Source organism: Novosphingobium sp. (genome assembly GCF_965228995.1).
GTDB lineage: Bacteria > Pseudomonadota > Alphaproteobacteria > Sphingomonadales > Sphingomonadaceae > Novosphingobium.
This window is the reverse complement of the sequence record NZ_OZ245852.1, coordinates 169465-194194: the sequence shown is the minus strand read 5'-3', so window position 1 is coordinate 194194 and position 24730 is coordinate 169465. Positions and strand designations below refer to the sequence as shown.

The 24730-nt window shown below is 65.2% G+C and carries 28 protein-coding genes; 8 read left to right on the top strand and 20 right to left on the bottom strand.

The window, feature by feature from the left end; all coding sequences use genetic code 11:
* Window positions 1–11 precede the first annotated feature (11 nt).
* Window positions 12–446, bottom strand: a complete 435-nt coding sequence (locus ACO056_RS00890) for a TIGR01244 family sulfur transferase (protein ID WP_421850436.1) — start codon at window positions 444–446, stop codon at window positions 12–14.
* Between the two features lie 370 nt (window positions 447–816).
* On the opposite strand from ACO056_RS00890, the gene ACO056_RS00885 reads away from it, so the two are divergent.
* The 7 genes from ACO056_RS00885 (at window position 817) to ACO056_RS00855 (ending at window position 7681) form a co-directional block, all read left to right on the top strand.
* Window positions 817–1611, top strand: a complete 795-nt coding sequence (locus tag ACO056_RS00885) for a cold-shock protein (RefSeq protein ID WP_421855230.1) — start codon at window positions 817–819, stop codon at window positions 1609–1611.
* Between the two features lie 140 nt (window positions 1612–1751).
* Window positions 1752–2945: an aspartate aminotransferase family protein gene (locus ACO056_RS00880; RefSeq protein ID WP_421850433.1), complete on the top strand. Its 1194-nt coding sequence runs from the start codon at window positions 1752–1754 to the stop codon at window positions 2943–2945.
* Window positions 2942–3868, top strand: coding sequence for an ornithine carbamoyltransferase (gene argF / locus ACO056_RS00875; RefSeq protein WP_421850429.1), 927 nt, complete (start codon window positions 2942–2944; stop codon window positions 3866–3868). Before ACO056_RS00880 ends, argF begins: the two co-directional genes overlap by 4 nt.
* 2 nt (window positions 3869–3870) lie before the next feature.
* Complete coding sequence (locus ACO056_RS00870) at window positions 3871–4779, top strand: Hsp33 family molecular chaperone HslO (RefSeq protein WP_421850426.1); 909 nt, start codon at window positions 3871–3873, stop codon at window positions 4777–4779.
* A 116-nt stretch (window positions 4780–4895) separates the two neighbouring features.
* Window positions 4896–5342: a DUF3617 domain-containing protein gene (locus ACO056_RS00865; protein ID WP_421850422.1), complete on the top strand. Its 447-nt coding sequence runs from the start codon at window positions 4896–4898 to the stop codon at window positions 5340–5342.
* 49 nt (window positions 5343–5391) lie between these two features.
* Window positions 5392–6096 carry a 7-cyano-7-deazaguanine synthase QueC gene (gene queC, locus ACO056_RS00860; protein ID WP_421850419.1) on the top strand — a complete coding sequence of 235 codons (705 nt, stop codon included), beginning with the start codon at window positions 5392–5394 and terminating at the stop codon, window positions 6094–6096.
* Window positions 6080–7681, top strand: a complete 1602-nt coding sequence (locus tag ACO056_RS00855; protein ID WP_421850416.1) for an MFS transporter — start codon at window positions 6080–6082, stop codon at window positions 7679–7681. Before queC ends, ACO056_RS00855 begins: the two co-directional genes overlap by 17 nt.
* 123 nt (window positions 7682–7804) lie before the next feature.
* On the opposite strand, the gene ACO056_RS00850 is transcribed toward ACO056_RS00855, so the two are convergent.
* From ACO056_RS00850 to ACO056_RS00785, 14 genes are all read right to left on the bottom strand, one after another.
* A complete protein-coding gene (locus ACO056_RS00850; RefSeq protein ID WP_421850413.1) occupies window positions 7805–8911 on the bottom strand; it encodes an OmpA family protein in 1107 nt (368 codons plus the stop codon).
* A 192-nt stretch (window positions 8912–9103) separates the two neighbouring features.
* On the bottom strand, window positions 9104–9559 hold the full coding sequence (locus tag ACO056_RS00845) for a DUF2793 domain-containing protein (protein ID WP_421850410.1): 456 nt from the start codon (window positions 9557–9559) through the stop codon (window positions 9104–9106).
* 21 nt (window positions 9560–9580) lie between these two features.
* A complete protein-coding gene (locus ACO056_RS00840) occupies window positions 9581–11983 on the bottom strand; it encodes a phage tail protein (RefSeq protein WP_421850407.1) in 2403 nt (800 codons plus the stop codon).
* 17 nt (window positions 11984–12000) lie between these two features.
* Window positions 12001–12582 (bottom strand): tail tape measure protein, encoded by a 582-nt coding sequence (locus ACO056_RS00835; RefSeq protein WP_421850405.1) that lies wholly within the window; start codon window positions 12580–12582, stop codon window positions 12001–12003.
* Window positions 12575–12784, bottom strand: coding sequence for a phage tail assembly chaperone (locus ACO056_RS00830; protein ID WP_421850402.1), 210 nt, complete (start codon window positions 12782–12784; stop codon window positions 12575–12577). The genes ACO056_RS00835 and ACO056_RS00830 overlap by 8 nt, the downstream gene beginning before the upstream one ends.
* The gene (locus ACO056_RS00825; RefSeq protein WP_421850399.1) at window positions 12781–13113 is read right to left on the bottom strand and encodes a gene transfer agent family protein; all 333 of its coding nucleotides are present in this window, start codon (window positions 13111–13113) and stop codon (window positions 12781–12783) included. The genes ACO056_RS00830 and ACO056_RS00825 overlap by 4 nt, the downstream gene beginning before the upstream one ends.
* Window positions 13110–13517 (bottom strand): phage major tail protein, TP901-1 family, encoded by a 408-nt coding sequence (locus ACO056_RS00820; protein WP_421850396.1) that lies wholly within the window; start codon window positions 13515–13517, stop codon window positions 13110–13112. Before ACO056_RS00820 ends, ACO056_RS00825 begins: the two co-directional genes overlap by 4 nt.
* A 54-nt stretch (window positions 13518–13571) precedes the next feature.
* On the bottom strand, window positions 13572–13967 hold the full coding sequence (locus tag ACO056_RS00815) for a DUF3168 domain-containing protein (protein ID WP_421850393.1): 396 nt from the start codon (window positions 13965–13967) through the stop codon (window positions 13572–13574).
* A 12-nt stretch (window positions 13968–13979) separates the two neighbouring features.
* Window positions 13980–15008, bottom strand: coding sequence for a phage major capsid protein (locus ACO056_RS00810; protein ID WP_421850390.1), 1029 nt, complete (start codon window positions 15006–15008; stop codon window positions 13980–13982).
* A 90-nt stretch (window positions 15009–15098) separates the two neighbouring features.
* Window positions 15099–15557, bottom strand: coding sequence for an HK97 family phage prohead protease (locus ACO056_RS00805; protein WP_421850387.1), 459 nt, complete (start codon window positions 15555–15557; stop codon window positions 15099–15101).
* Complete coding sequence (locus tag ACO056_RS00800) at window positions 15554–15862, bottom strand: DUF6127 family protein (protein ID WP_421850384.1); 309 nt, start codon at window positions 15860–15862, stop codon at window positions 15554–15556. The genes ACO056_RS00805 and ACO056_RS00800 overlap by 4 nt, the downstream gene beginning before the upstream one ends.
* Entirely contained in the window at window positions 15859–17034 is a 1176-nt protein-coding gene (locus ACO056_RS00795) for a phage portal protein (RefSeq protein ID WP_421850381.1), read from the bottom strand. Before ACO056_RS00795 ends, ACO056_RS00800 begins: the two co-directional genes overlap by 4 nt.
* Before the next feature lie 82 nt (window positions 17035–17116).
* Entirely contained in the window at window positions 17117–18448 is a 1332-nt protein-coding gene (locus ACO056_RS00790) for a DNA-packaging protein (RefSeq protein ID WP_421850378.1), read from the bottom strand.
* Window positions 18445–18948, bottom strand: a complete 504-nt coding sequence (locus ACO056_RS00785; protein ID WP_421850375.1) for a hypothetical protein — start codon at window positions 18946–18948, stop codon at window positions 18445–18447. Before ACO056_RS00785 ends, ACO056_RS00790 begins: the two co-directional genes overlap by 4 nt.
* 296 nt (window positions 18949–19244) lie before the next feature.
* Between ACO056_RS00785 and ACO056_RS00780 the strand changes: the two genes are divergently transcribed.
* Window positions 19245–19886 (top strand): YqaA family protein, encoded by a 642-nt coding sequence (locus ACO056_RS00780; protein WP_421850372.1) that lies wholly within the window; start codon window positions 19245–19247, stop codon window positions 19884–19886.
* A 74-nt stretch (window positions 19887–19960) separates the two neighbouring features.
* On the opposite strand, the gene ACO056_RS00775 is transcribed toward ACO056_RS00780, so the two are convergent.
* From ACO056_RS00775 to ACO056_RS00755, 5 genes are all read right to left on the bottom strand, one after another.
* Window positions 19961–20497, bottom strand: a complete 537-nt coding sequence (locus ACO056_RS00775; RefSeq protein WP_421850369.1) for an adenine phosphoribosyltransferase — start codon at window positions 20495–20497, stop codon at window positions 19961–19963.
* 92 nt (window positions 20498–20589) lie between these two features.
* Window positions 20590–21426 carry a cytochrome c1 gene (locus ACO056_RS00770; RefSeq protein ID WP_421850366.1) on the bottom strand — a complete coding sequence of 279 codons (837 nt, stop codon included), beginning with the start codon at window positions 21424–21426 and terminating at the stop codon, window positions 20590–20592.
* Between the two features lie 34 nt (window positions 21427–21460).
* Window positions 21461–22753: a cytochrome b gene (locus tag ACO056_RS00765; protein WP_421850363.1), complete on the bottom strand. Its 1293-nt coding sequence runs from the start codon at window positions 22751–22753 to the stop codon at window positions 21461–21463.
* An 11-nt stretch (window positions 22754–22764) separates the two neighbouring features.
* Window positions 22765–23328, bottom strand: coding sequence for a ubiquinol-cytochrome c reductase iron-sulfur subunit (gene petA / locus ACO056_RS00760; RefSeq protein ID WP_421850360.1), 564 nt, complete (start codon window positions 23326–23328; stop codon window positions 22765–22767).
* Window positions 23329–23627: 299 nt separating this feature from the next.
* Window positions 23628–24722: a class I SAM-dependent methyltransferase gene (locus ACO056_RS00755; RefSeq protein ID WP_421850357.1), complete on the bottom strand. Its 1095-nt coding sequence runs from the start codon at window positions 24720–24722 to the stop codon at window positions 23628–23630.
* Window positions 24723–24730 lie beyond the last annotated feature (8 nt).

Here is a 24730-nt window from a genome sequence, read left to right as displayed (position 1 = left end):
GCGCGCCGATCTCAGCGCGCCTGCGCTGCCAGGAAATCGAGCTGCGGCAGGATGGGGCTCACGTCGTAGCCCGCGCCTGCCGCATGGGACGCTATGTCGGCCGGCGCCATGCCCATGCGTGCCTGGGCTAGCGCCCAGAGCAGCGTGGAGCGGGTGCCCGAGCGGCAGTAAGCCAGCACAGGCTTGTCGCCAGCCTCGGCCAGCGCGGCCTGCATCGCCTCGACTTGCGGCATCGAGAAGCCTGCGTGGGTCACGGGAATCGCGACATAAGCGATGCCGGCGCCAGTGGCGGCGGCTTGGATTTCCGCACCGGGCGTCTGGTCCGGCGATTCGTCTTCGGGCCGGTTGTTGATAATGAGGCCCACACCCAGCGCCGCAGCCTCCGTAATATCGGCGACTTCAATCTGCGGGCTTGCATACGTCTTGTCGTCGATCTTGCGGAACATGTGGCAACCTCTCTCTTTCGCCGTTTGCGGGTCGTACTGGTTATGCGGCAGCCGCTTGCCTGGCGCAGTGCGCCCGCCTGTGCGAATGATCTGTGTGACTGGAAAGCAAAAGCATCGGGCGATGCTTTGCCCAAAGCGCCTGCCAAGGGCAAGACCCGCAGGCGCATGGCACAAAGGCCACACTGATCGCAGGCCATGTAACCCGGATCAACGAATCCGTTCGCTCTGGAAGCGTTTGTTGGTTATAGTCTTCAGTGCAGAGGATCAGGCGAGCGGAGTCTCGCGCATTTCCCTTGTTGTGCCGTCGGCAGCCGCGTCCGGCTTGCGGCACCCAGGAAAGCAGGGGCGGAACGAAGGTTTATTGGTTTTTATGGGTTTTGACAGAGGGCGGCGGGGTCGCGGACGCGACAAGCGCGATGGGTTCGGTGACGAGGGCGGCTTCGACCCTTACGGCGGCGGCGGTGGTTTCGGCGGCGGCGGTTTTGATCGCGGTGGTTTCGGTGGCGGTGGCGGTCGCGGTGGTTTCGGCGGCGGTGATCGCGGCGGTTTCGGAGGCGGTGATCGTGGCGGCTTCGGCGGTGGCGACCGCGGTGGCTTCAGCGGCGGTCCGCGCGGCGGCGGCGGTGGTGGTGGTGGCTTCGGCGGCCCCCGCGGCGGCGCAGGCGGCGGCATGCCGGCACAGGTTGTCGGCACCGGCAAGGGCGTCGTGAAGTTCTTCAATTCCCAGAAGGGTTTCGGATTCATCCAGCGCGAAGACGGTGGTGAGGACGTGTTCGTCCACATCAGCGCGGTTGAGCGTGCGGGCCTTGAAGGGCTTGCGGAAGGCCAGCAGCTGGAATTCAACCTCGTTGATCGCGGCGGCAAGATCTCGGCGGCCGATCTGCAGGTCGTTGGTGACGTGATTGCTGTCGCTGCCAAGCCTGCTGCGCCGCAGCGCCAGTTGACTGGCGAAAAGGCCACCGGCACCGTGAAGTTCTTCAACGCCATGAAGGGCTTTGGCTTCATCACGCGTGATGATGGCCAGCCGGATGCCTTCGTGCACATCAGCGCGGTTGAACGCTCGGGCATGCGTGAACTGAACGAGGGCGACAAGCTCGAGTTCGATCTCGAGGTCGATCGGCGGGGCAAGTACTCGGCGGTCAACCTGACGCCCCGACAAGACTGAGATTGGCGCGTGGTCCTTCGGCCCATGGCCGAAGGCCTGTGCCCCCGACATTTTCAGATGGCGGCCCTCCGGGGTCGCCATTTGTCGTTTACGACAACACTCCCGAAGGAACGGGAGCCGAAGCAGGAAGGAACTGTGTCATGTCGATCACTCCGTTGATGCCCGTCTATCCCCGGTGCGGCGTGCGTCCGGTGCGCGGAGAGCATTGCCATCTGATCAGCGAAGACGGCACGCGCTATCTCGATTTTGCCAGCGGCATTGCGGTCAACCTGCTCGGCCACAGCAATGAGCATCTGATCGGTGCGATCCAGCGGCAGGCCGCAACGCTGATGCACGTTTCCAACCTCTACGGCAGCCCGCAGGGTGAACACCTGGCGCAGCGGCTGGTCGATCTGACTTTCGCTGATACCGTGTTCTTCACGAACTCCGGTGCCGAGGCAGTGGAGTGCGCGATCAAGACCGCGCGCGCTTATCATCAGCATGCCGGCAACACCGAGCGCTATGAGCTGATTACCTTCAAGAACGCTTTTCATGGCCGCACGATCGCCACGATCAGTGCTTCAAATCAGGAGAAGATGCACAAGGGCTTCCTGCCGCTGCTCGAAGGCTTCCGCTATGTCGATTTCGACGATCTCGAAGGCGTACGCGCGGCCATCGGCCCGAACACGGCGGGCTTCCTTGTTGAGCCGATCCAGGGCGAAGGCGGCATCCGCGATGCCTCGCCCGAATTCCTGCAGGGCCTGCGCGCGCTCGCTGACGAGCACGATCTCATGCTCATCTTCGATGAAGTCCAGTGCGGCGTCGCCCGCACCGGTGATCTCTATGCCTATGAACAGTACGGCGTCACGCCCGACATCATGGCGAGCGCCAAGGGCATTGGCGGCGGCTTCCCGCTTGGTGCCTGCCTCGCCACCGAACGCGCGGCGCGCGGCATGGTGATCGGCACGCACGGCAGCACTTATGGCGGCAATCCGCTTGCCATGGCTGCTGCCGAAGCTGTGCTCGATGTCGTCGCTGAGCCTGCCTTCCTTGCCGAAGTCAAGGCAAAGGGCGAACGCCTGCGCGGCCGGCTTGAACAGTTTATCGGCAACTATCCGGACATGTTCGAACTCGTCCGCGGACGTGGCCTGATGCTCGGCGTGAAGATGAAGATCGAGCCGCGCGCGTTTGTTGCCCATATGCGCGACAACCACCAGCTGCTCACCGTCGCGGCGGGCGACATGACCTTCCGCGTCCTGCCGCCACTGGTGATCGACGACAGCCACATCGACGAATTCATGGAGAAGCTCTCAGCCGCCACCGCCAGTTATGCGGCCGAAGCAGTGCCAGCATGACCCGGCATTTCCTCAGCCTTAGCGATGCGGGCGGCGACGCAATAGCCGCCATTCTGGGGGATGCCATGGACCGGAAAGCCGCACGGCGCGGGCGTCCCAAGGGACAGCCCGATGCCGATGCGCCGCTGGCCGGCCATGTCCTCGCCATGGTGTTCGAGAAGAACTCGACCCGCACGCGGGTTTCGTTCGATATCGCCATCCGCCAGCTGGGCGGTAGCGGGATCGTGCTCGATTCCGGAACAACGCAGCTGGGCCGCGGCGAAACGATCGCCGATACCGCCCGCGTGCTCAGCCGGATGGCCGATGCCATCATGCTGCGCACCGACGATCATGCGAAGCTGGAAGAGCTGGCCCAATTTGCCAGCGTTCCGGTGATTAACGGGCTGACCGATCTTTCGCATCCCTGCCAGATCCTGGCCGACCTGCAGACCTTGCTCGAACACGGCAAGGCGCTGCCGGGCCTTGAAGTGGCGTGGCTGGGTGATGGCAACAATGTGCTCAACTCGCTCGTCGAGGCGGCTGGGCTGATGAAGTTCAACGTCCGCATCGGCGTGCCTGAGGGCTATGATAGTGATCCGGCATTCATCGCCGCAGCCCGCGCCGGCGGTGCACGCATTGATGTGTGCCGCGATGTAGCAGCTGCCGTGCGCGGGGCCGACGTCGTCGTCACCGACACCTGGATTTCGATGGGTCAGGCCCACGCCGAAGCCAAGCTGGCCGCAATGACACCGTTTCAGGTGAACGCTGCGCTCATGGCTCAGGCAAAGCCCGATGCCGTGCTGCTGCATTGCCTCCCGGCGCATCGCGGCGAGGAAGTGACGGACGCGGTGATCGATGGCCCGCAGTCGGTGGTGTGGGACGAGGCGGAAAACCGCATTCATGCCCAGAAGTCCATTCTGCGCTGGGCGTTCGGGCAGATCTGAGCATGGCAGAAAACAGCGGATACCCGGGTGCCACTGGTTTTGACCAGGTGTTGGCCTTCACCGTGCCAGAGCGCAATGCGCGCGGCCGCGTCGTACGCCTTGGCCCCGTGCTCGATGATGTGATTGCGGCGCATTCCTACCCGGCCCCGATCCGCCATCTGTTGGCCGAAGCGCTGGTTCTGGCTGCGCTGCTGGGTTCGCTGCTCAAGGACGAGCAGGGGCAACTCACCATGCAGGCGCAGACGCAAAGCGGCGTGGTCGATCTGCTGGTGTGCGATTTCCGGGCCGGTGAGCTGCGCGGCTATGCCCGCTTTGATCGGGCGCGTCTGGATGAACTTGGGCCTGCGCCCACGCTGCACGCCTTGTTCGGTGACGGCTACCTCGCCATCACTTTCGACCTCGCCGCGACTGGTCAGCGTTATCAGGGGATCGTTCCACTCGAAGGTGATACGCTGGCGGCAGCTTGCGAGAGCTACTTCTTCCAGTCGGAGCAGATCCCGACTTTGATCCGGCTCGGTGTCCAAAGCGATGTGAACGGGTGCGTGGCGGGCGGCTTGCTCATCCAGCACTTGCCGGACGGCGAGGAAGGCCGCGAGCGGCTCCATGTCCAGCATGATCATCCTGAGTGGGAGCACATGCGGATCATGGGCGGCGCGATTTCATCGGCCGAACTGGTCGATCCCGCACTCGATCTTGAAACCCTGCTGTGGCGGCTGTTTCACGAGGAGCGCGAAGTGCGCGTGGAACCCGGGTTGAAGATCGTCAAAGGGTGTCGCTGCACCAGCGACTACTACCGGTCTGTGCTGTCGCGCTTCGGTCCGGACGAGCGTGAGGAGATGCGCAACGAGGACGGCGTTATCCTCGTTGATTGTGCGTTTTGCTCGCGGGTCTTCGAGATCGATCTCGACTGATTAGACCGGTTCGGTTTGTCGCTGCAGAAGAACACTTTAACGCAGCGCGATTCAGCGTATATTGCAATGCGGCGGCCCTGCATGGTGCCGGGACGCCCGATGGACGCGCTTGCACGATGTACCGCCTGCGTCGCCCGATTTTCCGTGGCTTTCCCCGCCTGCTTTCCCGGATGGCTGGCGGCAGCATTGTGGCGCTTGCCGCGTTCATGGCGCCTGCACTTACGGCGCAGCGCCCTTCGCTTGCCATGCTCGACCAGCTCCAGCCGGGGCAATGGGAAGTGCGTGATCGTGATCTGGCGGGCGGCCGGAGCAGACTGTGCCTCGAGAATGGCCGCCGTCTGATCCAGATCCGGCACATGCGCGAAGTCTGCCGCAGCTTCACGGTTCAGGATACCGCGGACACCGTGACCGTCCACTATACCTGTCCAGGCAATGGCTATGGGCAGACGTCGGTGCGTTTCGAGAGCGCGCAGCTCGTGCAGCTCGAGACGCAGGGTATCGCGCAGGGGTTGCCGTTCAACATTCGCGCGGAAGTGCGGCGCGTGGGTGCCTGCACCTCCTGATTGCGCGCCAAGGATTGCCACGGGCGATCCATCCCTTTAGCTCTGCAACATGGTTGCAGATGCCGTTCCCCAACAAGCTCCCCTCGCCGTTGTCCTGCTTTCGGGCGGACTTGATTCAATGGTCTGCGCAGCCCTCGCACGGGAGCAGGGCTTTCGTGTTCTCGCCCTGACGATCGACTACAACCAGCGCCACCGCGTTGAGATCGACGCGGCGCGCAACATCGCTTCCGCGCTGCATGTCGAACGCCATGTGGTCCTGCCACTCGATCTTCGCCAGTTTGGCGGTTCGGCGCTGACAGCGGATATCGCCGTACCCAAGGACGGGGTCGGCGACGACATTCCGGTCACTTACGTGCCCGCTCGCAACCTTGTCTTCCTTTCGCTCGCGCTTGCCTGGGCCGAAGCAGCCGGCTCGTCCGACTTGTTCATCGGGGTCAACGCACTCGACTATTCGGGGTATCCCGATTGTCGGCCGGAATTCATCGGCGGGTTCGAAAGTCTCGCCCGGGTCGCCACCAAGCTGGGGGACCAAGGCGGCACCGTGCGGGTCCACGCCCCGCTCCAATACCTTAAAAAAAGCGAAATCGCGCAAGAAGCGGCCCGTCTCGGGCTCGATCCGTCAGCCAGCTGGTCGTGCTACGACCCGCTGGCTGACGGCCGGGCCTGCGGTGTGTGTGACAGCTGCCGTCTGCGGCGCGCGGGATTCGATGCAGCCGGGATAGAGGATGGCACCAAGTATGGAGATGACGGATAGGCCGAAGCAATGGTTCGGCGTTGACCGCTACAGTTGGTACGCGCTGTTTGTCCTCGTTTTAGTCTACATCATCAACTTCGTGGATCGCCAGCTGCTGACGATCCTCGCGGTGGATATCAAGCATGACCTCGGCATCTCGGATGCCCAGTTCGGCTTTCTTTATGGCACTGCATTCGGCGTCTTTTACGCTCTCTTTGGCATACCTCTCGGCAAGCTGGCGGATCGTGCCATGCGCACCCGCGTGCTCGCAACGGGTCTTGCGCTTTGGTCGGCGATGACTGCGTTCTCCGGTCTCTCCCGCAGCTTCCTCCAGCTGGGCACCGCGCGAATTGGGGTCGGGGTGGGCGAGGCGACTGCCGGCCCTTGTTCTTATTCGCTGCTGGCGGATTACTTTCCGGCGCATCGCCGCGCGACGGCCGTGGCCATCTTCTCGTCGGGTATCTACCTCGGCGGCGGCTTCTCGCTCTATATAGGTACGGCGATCGCAGGTGGGTGGAACCATGCCTTTCCGCTCGGTGCTCGCCCCTTTGGCCTCGCTGGATGGCAGGCGGCGTTCCTTGCTGTCGGGCTTCCGGGCCTGGCTCTTGCCTTCTGGGTGCGCAGCCTCCGAGAGCCGATTCGCGGAAGATTCGAGACGCCTCCGGCTGATGGCCTACCACGACCGGCACCCCAGCCCGCCACGCTTGCCGCATTTGTGCGCGATCTGGCTGCGATCGTTCCGCCCTTCACGCTCTTTGCCGCCGCTCGGCGCGGTCGGACGGCTCTGCTTGGCAATCTTGCGATCGCGACCGGCCTTGCTGTCTTTGGAACAGTGCTGTCGTTCCTGATCGGCGATCCCGTGCAATGGGTCGCGCTTGGCATCGGGACCTATGCAATCGCGTCGTGGGCCGTCGCCCTGCGGTACGATGATCCCGAAGCCTTCCGCGTCATCTGGGCGTCGCGATCGGTTGTTGGCCTCAATCTCGGCTACGGCCTCATGTGTGTGATCACCTACGCGAACTCTGCCTTCGGGCCGTCGCTCGTGATTCGCGAGTTCGGCGCGAGCGCTGGTGCGGTCGCTTTGATCGTTGGCGGATCTGCGGCGATCGGCGGGGCTCTGGGGGTCATTGCGGGCGGTGCTCTGGGAGATCGCCTCGCAGGCGACCGGCACCACTCCCGGCGCATTCTTGTGGTGATCGTAGCGCTGCTTACATCGCTCGTGCCGAACTGCATCATGCTCGCGACTCATTCGCTGACGGTCGTTTACATCTGCGTGTTCCCGATGTGGTTCCTGGCAAGCTGCGCGCTCGGCGGTGCAGCCGGTACGATCGTCAATATCGTTCCTGCGACAACCCGCGCCACTGCTACAGCGGCATTCTTCCTCTTTGCAACGATGATCGGCCTGGCGCTCGGGCCCTATGCTGCGGGCAAGATCTCCGGTGCGTTCGGAGCCAATCTGCGAATCGGGCTGGCCGGCATTCTTGTCGTGGTGCCGTTCGCACTGGTCGCGCTTGAGGTGTGCCGCCGGGATCTGGTCAGGCGCGAGCGCTCGAAAGCCACTGCAGCGCCTGCGCACACAGGCCCAACCCGGTCGCGCGCCATTTGATCGGTTGGGATGTACACGCTCCTGTACGGAGCTTCCGCTCCATTCAATTGCGGGTAAGTCGCCAACGAAAAAGGGGGCCGGATTGCTCCGGCCCCCCAATTCCATTCGGCTGATGGCCGAAGCTTACATGCCCGAACCCGGACCGTACGTGATCTCCACGCGGCGGTTCTGAAGTTCGCGCACGCCGTCCGCAGTCGGAACACGCGGGTTGGCTTCGCCGAACGCCTGGCTGGTGATCGAACCATCCGGAATGCCGTGCGAAGTCAGGTAGCCGCGAACCGAGTCGTTGCGACGCTGCGACAGGCCAAGGTTGTACTTCGGCGTGCCCGAACGGTCGGTGTAACCGGCCAGCATGATCGGCACGCTGGCGCAGTTGCCATAGGCCGTAACGGCGTTGTCCAGAATGGTCGCCGCTTCAGGCGTGATGTTCGACTTATCCCAGTCGAAGAACACGATGTACGGACCCTTGTTGCACACCGGAGCCGGCGGAGGCGGCGGAGGCGGCGGGGGCGGCGGGGGCGGCGGCGGCGGCGGCGGAGCGGGCGGTTCCGGCATCGGTGCCGGTTCGGCGCCACCGAAGTTGTAAGCCAGGGTGCCCATGATCGAGTGCGAGCGCCAACGGCCGTTGATTGCCTGACCGTTCAGCGCGCCGTTGCCGACGAAGTTCAGCTTGTCGACGCTGAAATAGCGGTACTTCAGGCCCACGTCCCAGTGCTTCGTGAGCGGCGCGCGCACGCCAGCGAGTGCCTGCCACGCGAAGTTGGTGTCCGAATCATCGGCGCCACCGAAGCCTGTCGTCGAGACCACGTACTTGACATTGGCAACGCCGACGCCGCCGCCGACAAAGCCCTGAAGGCCGTCGTCACCGCCGAAATCAAGCAGGCCGTTGACCATGTAGCTGAGGGCCTGCGTGCGGCCGGTCAGCGTACCGGAAGCGCGATCGACAAAGGCGCCCACGCTGTCGGTGATGCGGTCGGCGCGAGCGCGACGATAGCCAACTTCGCTCTCGAGGCGGAAGCCGCCGAAATCATAACCGACGATGCCGCCAATATCATAGCCGGTGTCGTTCTTGAGTGTGGCTGCCTTAGCGACACCAGCGATTGCCAGATCGGTCTTTTCGACGATCATCGCGCCGGCATCGACCTCGACGTACCAGGAATCCTTCTTTGCGAGCGCCGGCGTTGCAAGCGCCGTTGACGCCAGGGCCAAGCCCAGGAGCAGTTTTCGCATTCTCATTTCCCCTTTATTCGAAGTCATGCCTCGGGTGTTTCGCCATTAGCGGCTCTCGATTTTGCTTGCAAGCAAACGTGAGGGTCGGATGTTGCCAAAAGGCAACTAAAACCAGACCTCTAAGCAACAATCTCAAGCCGAGTCAGGGGTCAATCGCCACCGTTACCGAAGTCTGACCGCGGGGGAATGGGGTCAGGAAAGTACTCCGGCAGTGCGCAGGGAGGAAATGATGGCAGCAATGGCCGTCCGCGCCTGGCTATCCACGACACTGCCGCCCGATGGTGCAACAGGGGCAGCAACAAGCCGCCACGAACCCCCGGTATACAGGCGATGAGCGGCAGCTGCGATGTCATAGGCGCGCATTCCCTCGCGCGGTGCAATGAAACGCCAACCTCCCTCGGTCCACGCGGCGATCCGATCGGTCTGCCCGGCGAAATCCCCTGTTCCACCGGTGCCCACCAGCCAGCATTGTCCATTTACGGGCGCGACAGGCGGTGTTGCCAGAACGTCCTCGAGGGCGGGATGAAGAATCAAATCAGCGGCGAGCAAGGCCTCATTGACGGTCGCTTCCTTCTGGCTTTGCCCTGCAAAAAGCAGGGGAAGCGCAAACCGCGGAGAAACCGATGAAAAGCTTACTGGGTCAGTCATGGTCGTGTCCTGTCGCTGGTGTCAGGCCGGAAAGTCGATGCGCAGAGGCATGGAAGCGGCATGCTGGCCGATCTGGCGCACGGAAAAGTAGTGTGGAGCGCCGGCTGGAAGTCCTGCAATCTGCGCTGCCGTGACCCGAAGCGTGGGTACCGCGGTCTGCCAGCGCAGCGCAGGAGCCACCGGATCGCCGATCGTGACCTCCCAAAGCTCCGTTTCCTCGCTCAGCGGTGTATCGACGCCATCAAGCCAAAGCCATGCGCCCCGCGCCCGTCGCACCCACGCCAGCGTTACCGAGCCATCTGCTTCGAGCGTCGAGGTTCCGTGTGCCGGCATAAGCGGGCGCAGCGTTGCGCCGGGGTCGGCGATCGGCACGCTGACTGCGGCCGTATCGCCTAGTCCGACTGCGACGATATGGGTCGTGGCCGGATCGCCGATCATTGATGGATCGAGGCTCACCAAGGCATCGTCGATCAGGACGAAGGGCTCGTCTGCTACGTGTGTCCCGATCGCCCACTCCGTCCCTCCGCGGCCGCGCAGCCAGCCGCGCAGGCGCCAAATGCCGCCACCGATTGGCTCAGCGGTAGCAAACTGGGCGATTTCGCTGCCAATGCGAGCCCGATTCGCGCCCTGTAGTAGATGCGCAAGGCTTGCATCAGCGAGGACCTGATCCGTGCCAACCAGCACCACGTCCAGCGTCGATTGACGATCCACGAGAAGCGGCGATGCCGCTGGCAATGCGCCAATCGTGCGGCCCAATCGGGCCCTGTTTCGGCCCGTGGACCCGATCGACGTCAGCGCGCCGCCGTCGCCGCCCAGATCTGCCAGCAGCGCTGCGCCAGTCCATCCGGCGCTTGCCCCCGATGCCGCGGTGAAAACCGCTGAAGTCGTCCCGCTGCCCGTCCCGTCCCACGGGAGCGCAAACGCGCTGAGCACGGTGGGCGTGCGCATGAGGTCGGATGCAGGATTGTATCGCCCCGCATCCGCTGGCGGAGCCGAACCCGCTGTGGCAACGCCGATTGAAGGGCTGGCGGTCAGCGAAAGAAGCACGCCGTCCTGCTGCCACTCCCAATGCGCCACGCGCCACAGGCCCGATGTGATGGGAATGGTCACGATCGCACCGGGTGCAATCGCCGGATCGATCTCCGTCACTCGGTAGCTGATTGTGTCAGCCGGGCGGGCTGCACGGCGACTCGCATTGCCAGCCAGCACCTGCGCCTCCGCGGCGGTTAGGGCAGCAGGCAGTTCAATCACCTCGAGATCGCCTTGCTCGCTGCGGCCAACACCGCGCTGCAGCCCCGGTTGGTAATCGCGGGCCACATCGTAATATCGCACCCCGCACTGCCTGACCCGCGGCATCGGCTCGCGCTTGCGTGACCAGCCGCTGGCCTTGACCTCGGACGACTGGCTATTCGCTGGCGAGAGCAGTGCCGATGGCGGTGAATAGCCCGTTCTCGCCGGCGCGCCATCGGCCGTTCGCTGCTGCCAGCCAGCCGGGCAATGTTGCGCCAGGAGTTCGAAGGATTGCGACAGGATAACGGTATACCCCATCGCCTTCGCGCCGGCGAGGAACGCACTATGCCAGCGCTCCGCCGCAGGATTGAATGCGGGCAGCGCCGGGTCGACCACGAAACCGCCCGCACCATCGCCCGCCAGCGGAAAGAAGTGGCTCATCCCCACGTAATGATTGATGCTGCCGCGATAGCCGAGCCCCCGAATGGTGCGCAGCAGCCTCGCCGGGGTCTGGTTGTAGCCGTCGTCATAGCCTGTTGCCATGCTCAGGCCGTGCGGCGGCACCATCACATCACCGATCGTGAGCATGGGCTTTTGCCCGCCGCAGCGTATCGCGGAGAGTTCCGCCCAGCCCGTCACCGCCGGGGAGAACGGCGTCGTCGCTGTCGCCGAATAGTCCGGTGCGACCAGCGAAATGAACATCCGGTCGATGTCCGAGGGATGGACCGGATCGGCCTCCCCCGGCAGGAGGTAACCACCCGCGAGTTCCGAGAACGGCAGTGTCACCACCGCATCGGTCGGGGTGCCAAGCGCATAATTCCACAGCCGGACATACCAGGCGCGCGGATTGCCTGCCGCATCGCGCCCCTCGATGGTCATTGTCGGCCCGTTCACGGCATCGAGCGGCAATATCCCGCTCGAACGCCAGCGAAACGACAGGGTCAGCCGCGCATAGTCGCGGTCGGCATCATAGGCGAGCAGCGGGTGGTCCCACCGGTCCTCGCTTTCCCAGATCAGCCCGATCAGGTCGTTCGCCTTCTGGAACACTGCATCCACCCGCAGCGCGTCGGGCGCGGTGGTCACCACCGATGCCATCGCCGGACGCGGGAAATCGACTGTCCAGAAGCGGGGATCGAAACGCTGGATCGTGTCAGTCGCCTGCACCGTGCGGCGGCTAGCCAGCCAGAAGCTCATGGCCCTTCGTTCCTTGTTCAATAGTCGCTGAGGGCGCGGCGCACTGCTTGCGCCACCTGGCGGCTGGAGCGGCGCAGGCTTTCCGGGCTGCTGCTGCCCTCGGGTGCGACCACCCGGATCGAGACATTGACTGCCCGTCCGCTGCCGCCGCCGCTGCCCGCATCGATCTGGCCGGCCGATGTCGGCACGAACAGCTCCGGCCCGCGCTCGCCGACGAGATAGGGACGCCCCGGCGCGACAGGCCCGCCGGTCGCACGGCCCGGCAGCCCGAAAATCGAGCCGATCAGGCTGCCCAGACCCAGGATACCGCCGCCGAGGCCGCCGCCCCCCGATCCACCGATCCCGATCGAGGCCAGACCGCCGCGCAGCGCCTGCGCCGCGATGTCGTCGATCACTCTCAGCCCGGTACGGCGCAAGTCTTCAAAGCCAAGACTCCCGCGCCGTACCGCACCCAGCAGGCCGCGCTCGAGCACATCGTTGCCCCGGCTGAAGCCATCGACCACGATCGAATCGAAACTGCTGCGCATCTGGCCGATATCCGCGGCAAACCCGTCGGTGCTGGCCCGTACGTCGACGACCAGCGTAGAAAGACTATCCATGCGCGTCGCGCTCCATCATCGCAGTCAGGGTGGTTCGGTCGATGCCGTCTCCCGGGGGCGGCGCGGCCGCGGCCACGATCGCGGCCAGCTCGGCGGGCGTCGCCGCCCAGAACGTCTCCGGTGTCCAGCCTATCAACAGCGCGGCCTGGCCCGAAAGGCGCGCTGCCGCCTCGCCGAAGCTGGCTTCGGCCTTGCCGCTCATCCGCCGCCCTTCAGCACTTGCACGAGCAGGTTGCGCAGCACCGGCGCACAAGCGGCCAGCCCCGCGCGGGTCACGGCGTCGGCAAACTGCTCGCGGCTCTGGTCCGAAGGATGCGCGAGGCAATGCCAGAACAGCGTCACCATCTCGCCCAGCTTAAGTTCGCCGCCACTGGCGCGCTCGACGAGCGCAAACAGCGGCCCGAGTTCCTCCTCAGCTGCCACCAGCGACCCGAAAGTCGGGCGCAGCACGTGCATCACGCCGTCAAGCAGCAGGCCGGCCTCACCGCGGTGCGGATTGGCCGGAGCGGGCGTCACGGTCACGGCGCTCATACCTGCGCCACCATGCCCGAGCTTTCGAGCGCAAGCGTGTAATTGCGCTCGCCGTTGAAATCGCCGGCGTAGTCCAGCCGCTGGACAAGGAACTTGCCGCGCATTTTCTCGCCGCCTTCGAACGAAAGCTCATAGTCGGTGATCGTGCCGGTCAGGGCATTGCCGCGGATCTGGCTCTCGGCAGCGCTGCCGAGGAAGATCCCGGCGGCGCTCACGCTCACCGAGCGCGTACCAGCGCCCGAAAGCAGCTCGCGCCAGCCACCCGAATCCTTGCTGGTCACGACCACGAGTTCGCCATTGATCGCCATCTGCGTCGTGCGCAGCCCGGCTACGGTGTTGTAGGTCGGCGTCGCGGCGCCATCGCTGATCTTCAGCAGAAAGGCGCTTCCCTTCTGTGCGGGCATTTTGGTTCTCCTGATTGGACGGGCAAAATCACATCGGGGCGCTGAAGCTGGCGATCAGATCGCCAGTACCCGCGCCCGGTATTCGAGCACGAGGACCCGCAGCGCCTCGCCGCGCTGTTCCGCACGGGCTTTGAGGAACGTCATGCTGGCAATCTGGAAGCCGGCCTCACTCTGGTCGGCTGGCAGGCTTTCCATCCGCGCCTCGATGGCGCTGATCAGCCCTGCCTCGGCCAGTTGCTCGTAGCCGCGGTAATTGAGCTCGAGCGCCACGCGAATCTCGCGGCCACGGCTGCTCTTGGTGCTCCAGTCGGTGCTCGCGCTGGCCGTCAGTGCGAGCCACGGCAGGGCCGTCCTGATCGGCGCTTCCTCGACAATCGCGTTCAGACCGTCGGCCAGCGTCGGATCTGCAGCAAGCCAGGCTACCACCACGGCGCGAAAAGCCAGTTCCATCGCTTACTCCTGTCACTGCAAGGGCCAGAGCCACCGCGCCGAGCGCCAGTTGCTGGTGTTGTCCTCGGCCTCGATCACCGGATAGCCGAGCAGCAGGCTCGGCTGGCCGTCGACAATCCCGCGCTGCCACAGGAACGAGCCGTCAGCCGCCTTGAACTTGCGCACCGCAGCCAGCGTCGCCGAGTTCATCATCCACACCGCACCCTGGCGCAGCGCGGCCTTCATCGAAAAGACCATGTCGATGAGCTTGGATTCAGGCGCCGCGTCAAATCCGGTGGCATTGGCCGAAGCGATGAACTGCAGCGTGCCGAATGCCCGCGCAGCATCGCTCTGGGCAGCCGTCGGGCCGGTGAGGAAGCCCTTGGGCTGGTTTGTGCCGGTGCCGTTGATGAAGGCAGCGCCTTCGGCACGGGCGAACTCGGTCGCGATTTCATTCGCCAGCCACGCACCGACATCGAACGCCGCATCGTCGAGCATCTGCTGCGTGGCCGAAGGGCTGGCATAGAGCTCGCCCAGCGGCGGCACGATTTCGGCGAGCTTGGGGCTCGCGGTTTCGATGCGCGCACCGGTCTCGCTTGCCCAGCCCGATGCGGTGCCGCCGATCGAGATCAGGCGGCGGAAGCCGCTGGTGCTGGTCTGCACCACGTTGGCCACGCTGCGCACCGGGCTGATCTTGATGAGCCGGCGGGCGATCTCGGTATCGATCGGACGCGGTACGGCAAAGCCGCCGTCAGCCGAGGAGCCGATCGAGAGCGACTTGAGCTCGGTCTCGCGGCCCATCCGCAAATAGCCGTCAACAAAGCCCTTGAGTTCGGGCGAAACCTCAAGGGCGCCATCAGCTACGCCGCCGATGACCGGACGGACCGCAGCGCGGTTCACCTTGTCGAGCCGGCCCTTCACTTCGGCAATGTCGCCGCGCAGTGCGGCGATTGCGGCGGTGGTCTCATCCTGGCGCGCCACGATGTCGAACGACGCGTCGAACGCGTCGGCCTTGGTCTCGATTGCGCCGTTCACTGCGCTTTCGGGGGTGTTGATTTCCATGGAACCGAACGTCCTTTCTTGGTGGCAGCCGTCATTGCGGAGCTTTCGCTCCGGTGCGGCCTTTTCGGGGGGTAACGAAAACGTGAGAGTTCAAGCCGGCGCCAAGCGGCCGCCGTTGGTGTCGACGTAGTGGACCCGGGCGAGCTGCTGCATGGGCCGGGTCACCAGGCTGACTTCGATCAGGTCGACACTGCGCAGTTCGCGCCCGCCGCCCTGCGGTGCGGCAGCGCGCACCCGATATCCGAACGAGAGGCCGTTCACCGCTCCGGCGGCAAGGGCTTTTGCGGCGGGTCCGGCATCCGGCGAAAGCGAAGCGACCACGCGTAGCCCGTGCCGGTCCTCCTCCGCCAGATCGACCCAGCCGATCCGCTGGCCGGTGCGGTGCTGCCACAGTAGCGGAATGCGCACACCTGCCTGCTTGCGCGCAGCCAGAGTCTCGGCAAACGCGCCAGGCACGATCACGTCGCCGCCGCTATCGCGCTTGCCGAACACCGCCGCATAGCCAGCAAAGCGCAGCGCCGCCGGGGTGGATGCGGTATCCGCGCTCATCGCAGCACATCCTGAGAGCCGAACCGCACCGCCATGCCGAGCAGGAGCAGCGCCAGCACGCCGCGCACCACCCAGCCGACAACCGCCTTCCACGCGCTCGCCTTGGCATCGCGCCACGCCCTGAGCAGTTCGCGCAGCTCGGCCAGATCCTCGTGCGCGGTTTCGTCGGCCAGGCCCATCTGCTCCAGCGCCCGCGCCGCGCCCAGTTCGCTCGCTTCCTCGACAACCGCCCGCAAAGTGATCAGTTCGGAGCCTTCGTTACCGGCCTGTGCCAGCAGTCCGGCCAGCATGTCCTCGCGTCTCATGCGCCGAACTCCGAAGGTGTCGCCGCAATGCCCAGCATCTGCCGCTTCTCAGCCGGGGTCAGAAAATCGGCCGCCGAAACCTGCGACCACAGCGTCTGCCGGTCCTCGGCCAGCGCCGGCACTCCGTCGAGCTTGACCGTCAGCGATGCCCCCTCGAACCAGGCGCTCAGCCCCTCGGCGAGCGCATCGAGGATCTTGCCTGCCAGCGGCAGCAGCGTAAGCCGCCACAGCGCCCGGTTCGCCTCGCGGTAGTTGGCATACGTATTGTCGCCCGGCAGCCCGAGCAGCATCGGCGGCACCCCGAAGGCGAGCGCGATGTCCCGCGCTGCAGCGGCCTTCAGCGTCGCGAAGTCCATATCCGCCGGGCTCAGCGCCAGCGTCTGCCACTTGAGCCCGCCTTCGAGCAGCATCGGCCGCCCGGCGTTGGTCTCGCCCGAAAAGGCGGCGGCCAGCTCGGTCTTGATCCGCTCGAACTGGTCGGCGCTCAGCGCTGCGCCCGGCTCGCCGGGGTCATAGACCAGCGCGCCCGAAGGCCGCGCCGCGTTCTCCAGCAGCGCGCGGTTCCACCGCGCGGCGGCATTGTGGATCGCCACGGCCTCTTCCGCCGCCTCGAGGCAGCCTGCACCATAGTGGTCGTCGGAGGGATGAAACGCGCGGATGTGGATGAGATTGGGCCGTCCAAACTCGTCGACCGCATCGATCTGCAGCGTGGTCTCGCCCAGCGTGTAGGTGAACGCTGCAGGCCAGCCCTTGCCGTCGGGCAAGATCCGCACCCGCTCCGGTCGCAATGCGAACAGTTCGGCCGGCTGGCCATCGGCGTCGCGCAGCACCTGCACATAGCCATTGCCATGCAGCAGCAGCTGGCTGGCCAGCGTCTCGAGCAGCGCCTGCCCGGCGCTGGTTGCGCTTACCAGCCTAACCAGTTCGGGATCCGACGCAGCAATCGGCGCGCTCCCCACACCTTCGGCCACCAGCCGCACCGCGCGCTGCGCCACCGGGTTCTTGAGGTAGGCCTCACGGATCGCCGCCGGGTAGTTCAGCGGCCCGCGCGCATCACCGCCGCGCCACTGGAACGCCTCGGCCCAGGGTGAAATGAACCCGCGCGCCAATGGCGCACGGTCGGATACCGCGGCGCCCTTGAAGGCCGCCGCGAGGCTTTGCAAAATCGACATGTCCAGCCTTTCAAGTCGCGTGAAGCGGTTTCCACCTTTCCCGTTTGCGGGAAGGGTGGGGGAGGGCCTGTTCCAATCCCCCTCAGTCAATCCAGATGCGCGGCTCCCCGGAGCGCCCGAGCATCAGTTCGGTCAGCGCCCAGACGCAGGCATCGGCCCGGTCCGGCGATCTGCCGGGCCCTTGATAGGTTCCGCCCGGCAGGAGTCCGCACAGTTCATCTTCCAGCCGAGCGAACAGCCCGGCGTGGCGAACCCGTCCCGCCTCATAGAGAGCCGCCACCGGCTCGGCCCTTGCCACCTTGCCGCGTGCCGCGTGGACCAGCCGCAATGGCAGCGCGGCATTGGCAGCGCGCAGCACCGCCTCCACCATCGCCCCGCCCTGATTGGCCTCGACCACCACGCGGTCGGCTGACCACGCTCGCGCTGCCTCGGCCACTGCACGCGCCCAGCGTTCCGGGCTCGCCTTTTCGACCGAGGCATCTGCCAGCACCCGTGCCACACCGTCTTCGCCCAGTCCGCAGGCGATGATCCCGCAGGCGTCCCCATCGGCGCTTGCCGGTGGATCCACCCCCACGATCACGCGTGTCATCGCCGAGCCTGCCCCGGTTTCGCGGCACGTCTCGATCAGCCCCCGCGTCCACAGCGCACCGGGCAAATCGTCGATCAGCTCGCCATCCAGCTCCTGCCGCCCCAGCACTGTTCCGCCGAACTCGCGCGCCACATCGGCAAGGAACCGCGTCGGCAGATTGGCTTCGTTCTCCGTCGTCGAGCCGCGGGTCAGCACGACAGCGTCGTCCGCGCCCACTTGCGCCATCAGCCGACGGACAAGCGGCACCGCGCGCGGGGTCGTCGTCGCAACGATCTGCGGGGCATCCCCCAGTCGCAGTCCCAGCATCAGGTTGTCCCAGCACCGGCGCGCCTGGCCTTGGTTGTCATCCCACTTGGCAATCTCGTCGCACCAGGCATGGCTGTGCTGCGGTCCGCGCAGAGTCTCGGCTTCCGCTGCCGAATAGAGCAGCGCCTGCGCCCCGCCGGGCCAGACGATCCGGCGCAGCGAAGGTTCATAGCGCGGCCGCAAGTGGGGAGGGCTCACCGCCATCAGCCCACTTTCACCTTCCACCATCACGCTGCGCGCTTCGTGCAGCGATGAAGCCACCAGCGCGATCCGCGCGGAGTGGTCGCGCTCGGCCACCATCCGCACCCATTCGGCTCCGGCCCGGGTCTTGCCGAAGCCGCGTCCTGCCATGATCAGCCAGACCCGCCAGTTGCCCGGCGGCGGTAGCTGGGATGCGCGCGCCCAGAGCGGCCAGTTGGTGAGCACGGCGTCCCGCTCGGCCTCGGTCAGCAGCTCGGGCAGCGCATGAGCCAGCCGGTGCTCATCGTGGCGCAGGAAGTCCAGCCGGTCGCCGCTCACGCCGGCTCCTGCGGCTTCGGCAGAATCGCGGCGGCGCGCGTGGAGGCCTCATGCTGAGCCTTCGCCTCTGTGACCCGACGCCGCAGCTCGTCGACCTTGCGATCGATTGCCGCCCGGATTTCCTCCGCCGTCGTGTGGTTGCGCTGCGCTCTCTCCCGCGTCGTGGCGTCGCGATGCACCGCGAGCAGGCGGAACGCGGTGGCATTGTCGAAGCTGCGGGTGCCCTTCTTGGCGCCGGCTGCAGGCTTCACTTCGCCGGTGCGGAGCCGGCAGAGCAATTCCATCTCGAGGTTGTCGTACCCTTCGCAGAGGGCGGTCTGCCACGCGCGATAGAATTCGTGATCCTGGCGTCGGCGGCTATAGGCGGTCGAAACGTCGATCAAGGCGGCGCGTGCGGCCGCAGCCACGTTCGATGTATCCGAAAGCGCAGCGAGAAAGACGTCTGCCCACTTGGGCCTGCCATTCGATTTGCCGCGCCGGACAGAGGCGGCGGCGCGCAAGCGCGTCGCTTTGGGTCGCTGAGCCATGAGGTATCCGTCGCTAAGGGAAACGGGAGTGCGGAGCGCTTCGCAGCCGGGTCGGCGGCGACTCGGTCTATCGCGATGTTCCTGTTATGTACTCAAACAGCGTGACGATGTCAAGCTTTTTGTACCTATATGGTTATCCGCCACGCCCCCTAGCGCTTTGGCGCCCGCTCGCTTAGGGAATGTTTGGATTGCGTTGCTAGGGAGCACTGGCGGGCCTCGTCCCGATTCTGCCCGCAGGCGCACGTTTGATCAGTCGAGTACCCAGCCCAATGCTTCGCAGCCTCTACAATTGGACCATGGCCAAGGCCACGCACCCGCTCGCCGAAGTGTGGCTGGCGCTCTTCTCGGCCATGGAGGCCAGTTTCTTCCCTGTGCCGCCACACCCGCTGCTCGGGGTCATGTGTCTGGCCGAGCCGAAGAAGGCGGTGCGTTTCTCGGCAGTTGCCACGGCAGGCTCGGTACTCGGTGGCCTGCTGGGCTATGCGATCGGCTATTTCCTGTTCGCGAGCGTGGGCAAGCAGCTGCTCACGCTGCTCCATCTGGCTGATAGCTTCCCGCAGGCCGCCTGCTATCTGCGTGCCCATGGTTGGGAAATCATCATCGTCAAGGGTGTCTTGCCGATACCGTTCAAGCTAATCACCATCAGCGCCGGCTTCATCAAGATGTCGCTGGTGACGTTCCTCTTCGCCAGCATCATCAGCCGTTCGATCAGCTTCATGATTGTCGGCGGGCTGTTCCAGGTGTTCGGAGCACCGATCAAGCGCGTGATCGACAAGTACCTCGGGTTGGTCACGATCGGCTTCGTGATTTTCGTTGTCGGCGGGTTCGTGCTTGCTGGCATGCTCACCGGCGGTGGCGGCACTGATCCAGAGGCGATCCGCTGCGCCAAGGCATCGCTCGCCAACTTCTGATCGCTTTTCGCTAGAAGGCCCTCGCTCTCAGGTGAGAGGGGGGCTCATCAGGCCCTGCTCGGCAACTTGGCCGATCAGTGGCCGGGAAATTCCATCAGCGCTTCCACGGTAACGCCCGCTCCGCGCAGCCGCTCCGCGCCGTGCAGGTCCGGCAGGTCGATCACGAACAGGGCATGGTCCACCCTCGCTCCGGCTCCGCGCAGCAGTTCAGCCGCTGCAAGCGCCGTACCCCCGGTTGCGATCAGGTCGTCCACGATCATCACCTTGGCGCCCTTGGTGATCGCACCGGGATCGATCTCCAGCCGGTCGCGTCCATATTCCAGCGCGTAATCGATACCCACGGTGCGAACCGGCAGCTTGCCCGGCTTGCGCACCGGTACGAAGCCCAGCCGCATGTGCGCTGCCACTGCCGCCCCGAAGATGAAGCCGCGCGCTTCCATCCCTGCGATAACCTCTGCACCGGCGGCTTCGGCCAACCGCGCCAGATGCGCGATGCAGGCGGCAAAGCCTTCGCCGTGGCTGATCAGCGTCGTAACGTCGCGAAACAGGATTCCCTTGGCGGGGAAGTCGGGCACAGTGCGCACAAGCGCCTTGATCTCGTCCTTGGTCATGGCGTGCCCTCCATAGCCCCGCCAACAAAAAAGGCCACCGTTGCCGGTGGCCTTTGTTTGTCGCTTGCGCCGGGGCGCTAAGTGCAGGGGCCTCAGTGCTTGTCGGCCCACACATTCCGCTTGGCGAGGTACGCAAGCACCGTCGCGGCGAGCAGGAATCCGAGCACCGGCCAGCCCGTCTGCTTGCGCTTGTCGAGCTTGGGTTCTGCGGTCCAGGTCAGGAACGCGGCAACGTCCGTCGCCATCTGGTCAACCGTCGCCTTGGTGCCATCGCTGTAGGTCACCTGGCCATCGCTGGTCAGCGGCTGCGGCATGGCGAGGTTCAGGTTGGCGAAGTAGGGGTTGAAGTACAGCCCATCGGGCGTCTTCGCATCCGGGAACATCTTGAGCAGTTCCTGGCCCGCTTCGTTCTTGTAGCCCACCTGGTCGGTGTAGCCGGTCAGCAGCGAGCGGATGTACTGCGCACCGCCGTGACGCGCCTTGGCAATCAGCGAGAGATCCGGCGGATTGCCCTGGCCGGCGTAGTAGACCGGCGGGAAGTGGTCCGAAGGCAGGTTCGCACGGTCGCCGCGGTCACCGGTCTTGGGGTCGAAGGTCTGGGCCTTGTTGCCCCAGTTCTTCGCGATCGCCTTGACCTCGGCTTCCTTGTAGCCAAGCTGGGTCAGATCGCGGAACGCCACCTGCTTCAGGCTGTGGCAGTTCGAGCAGACTTCCTGGTAGATCTTGAAGCCGCGCTGCAGCTGCGCCTTGTCAAACGTGCCGAACGGCCCGTCGAACGAGTACGCAATTTCCTTGGGATGCTTGTGGAACAAGCTTTCCACGGTCGGCGGAGTAGGCTGCGTCACCGCATTGTAGGCGCCGTTTCCGAACGACCAGAGCAGTGCGACTGCGAAGAAGAGGCCAACGAGCGGGCCAAATAGACGGACCATGAGGTTTCCCTTTGGATGTGCCGGGTTGGCAGGCTCAGGCGACAGCCGGGGTTGCGGGAGAGAGGGTGGCGTGCTCGTCCTTGCCCAGCACGGCCTCGGTGATCGAGAACGGCAGCGGGGCCGGGGTCTCGATCGAAGAGACGATCGGCAGGATCACGAGGAAGTGCAGGAAGTAGTACATCGATGCGATCTGCGAGATCATCACGTAGGGCTCGGCCGCCGGTGCACCGCCGCAGTAACCCAGCACCAGCACGTCAACGACGAGCAGGTAGAAGAACTTGCGGAACAGCGGACGGTAGTGGCCCGAACGGACCGGGCTCGTGTCGAGCCAGGGCAGGAAGAACCACACGAGGATCGCGCTGAACATCGCGAGCACGCCCATGAGCTTCGCCGGGATGAACATGAAGTCCGAAGTGAAGGCGCGCAGGATCGCGTAGAACGGCCAGAAGTACCATTCGGGAACGATGTGCGCCGGGGTCGAAAGCGGGTTCGCCGGGATGTAGTTGTCCGGGTGGCCCAGCAGGTTCGGCGCGAAGAACACCAGCGCGCAGTAGACCATGAGGAAGATGCCGAGCCCGAAGCCGTCCTTCGCCGTGTAGTACGGGTGGAACGGCACGGTGTCCGATTCCTGCTTCACTTCCACGCCCGTCGGGTTCGAAGAGCCCGGGATGTGCAGCGCCCAGACGTGCAGGACGATCACGCCCAGGATCACGAAGGGCAGCAGGAAGTGCAGCGAGAAGAAGCGGTTGAGCGCGGCGTTGTCCGGCGCGAAGCCGCCCAGCAGCCACTGTTGCAGCGGCGTGCCGACCAGCGGGATCGCCGAGAACAGGCCGGTGATCACCTTGGCGCCCCAGAAGCTCATCTGGCCCCAGGGAAGCACGTAGCCCATGAAGGCGGTCGCCATCATGAGCAGGAAGATGACCACGCCCAGCAGCCAGATCATCTCGCGCGGGGCCTTGTACGACGAGTAGAAGAAGCCGCGGAAGATGTGGGTGTAGACCACGATGAAGAACATGCTGGCGCCGTTCGCGTGCGCATAACGCAGCATCCAGCCCCAGTTCACGTCGCGCATGATGTGTTCGACGCTATCGAACGCCACGCCGGAATTGGCGGCGTAGTGCATCGCTAGAACCAAGCCGGTCACGATCTGCAGCACGAGCGCGAAGCCCGCGAGCACACCGAAGTTCCACATGTAGTTCAGGTTGCGCGGCACCGGATAGCCAGCGCCCACCGCGTTATAGACGAAGCGGGGCAGGGGCAGGCGCTCGTCGAGGTAGCGCATGAAGGGGTGGACAGGCTTGTATTCGTTCGCCCAGGGAAAGCTCATCGTGTCAGTCCTCAGCCGATCTTCACGACAGTGTCGGAAGAGAATTCATGGGGGGGCACCTCAAGGTTCTTGGGTGCCGGGCCTTTGCGGATGCGTGCGGCGGTATCGTAGACCGAGCCGTGGCAGGGGCAGAAGTAGCCGCCGAACTCGCCGCGAACTTCGCCTTCGCCTGCGCCCAGCGGCACGCAGCCGAGGTGGGTGCAGACGCCCATGGTGATCAGCCAGTTGGTCTTGCCGGCGATGGTACGCTGCTCGAGCGTCTGCGGATCGCGCAGGGTCGTCACATCGACCTTGTCGGCCGCGGCGATTTCCTCGGGCGTCAGATTACGGATGAAGACCGGCTGCTTGCGCCACACTGCCTTGATCGCCTGGCCCGGCGTGATTGCCGAGATGTCGATTTCGGTCGAGCTCTCGGCCAGCACGTCGGCCGAGGGCGCCATTTGCGAAATCAACGGATAGAGCGCGGCGAGTCCGCCAACGCCTGCGAAGCTTACCGCGGCGATATTGATGAAATCACGCCGCCGTACGCCTTCGCCAGTCATGGTCGCTTCAGCGATGCTTGCTTGTTCAGCCATTGCCATTCCCTGCCTGCGCTGTCGCCGCCACAGATCGGGCGCGATAGCGTGTCCTAAAATGTCTCACACCGATCTGGCGGGAAAGTGCCCAAAGGGACGCTAACCATACCACACCGCACCAGCCTCGCTTCCACGCGAGAGTCCGGCCCCCTTGGGCGCGCCTGATAGACGCAAAGCCGCCAGTTTGCCAACAAGCATTTTGTCGTGGGCGCAAGGCGGCTAATCGCATTTTTAACAGAGACTTGAATGATTATTGCAAGTCAATCGCAAGACCGCTCTTGCTGTGGTGTGACGGAGTCTCATCCGGCCACGACCGGGCTGACTCGATCAAGGCCTGCACCATTGGGCCATCCCGGCGCGGCAAGGCCCATCACCTTGAACAATGTACCCATTTCCGCAGGCGCGATCAGGCGCACCGCCGCGGCCTCGATTGCCGCGGCCGCATGGGGCGTTGTCCGCGCAAGGCTGGCGGCCCGTGCGCCGATCCCCAGCGCCGTCAGCCACGCGCCTTGTCCGCTCGTCCCGAGCCAGCGTGCGCCTGCCTGCTCGGCCACCTCGGCCAAGGTGGCAAAATCGACGTGGGCCGTGAGGTCGGCCTCCCCCGGATCGGCAAACGGGTCCACCTTCCGGTGTGCGCGGACCGCTTGCAAGGTGCTGCCAAGCTGCGGCTGGGCATAGCCATAATCGATGAACAGCGCCGCCCCGCCTTGTGCGGCCAGCCGCCCGGCAACTTCCTGCACCACCGTCGCAGCGGCAGGCGATGCCTCGACAATCGCGCCCTCGCCTGCATCGGCAAAGCTTGGCGGCACTGCCGCATCCATCGGCCGGGTGCCTACAACCGGGATGAACGCGCCCGCCGTGCCCAGCCCCACCATGCGTTCGCGCCAGCCGCCTCCGGTTCGCACCAGTTGCCGCACCGGCAGCGCATCGAGGAACTCGTTGGCGACAATCAGCAAGGGCCGGTCGAGCGGCAGACTCGCCAGATCATGATGCCAGACGGCCTGCGGGTGCAAGGCGCGCTGCAAGGTCATCAGCGCGGGGCTGGTCTCGACGAGATGGACTTCGGGAACGAGGCCTGCCTTGCCAGCAGCCCGCAGGGCGTCGCGCGCCAGTGTCCCGCGCCCGGGCCCCAGTTCCACGTAGCACACGCCCTCGGGGCTTCCTGCCCGCTGCCAGATATCCGCCAGCCATAAACCGATCAGTTCGCCGAACATCTGGCTGATCTCGGGGGCAGTGACGAAATCGCCCGCCGCGCCCAGCGGATCGCGCGAGGCATAATAGCGGGCGTTGGCCTCTGCCATGTAGTGGGCGATCGAGATCGGCCCGGTCGCAGCGATCAGCCGCGCGAAGATCGCCGCCAGTCCGCCCGGCACCTTGCGCTCAACGTTCGCCATGACCGCCG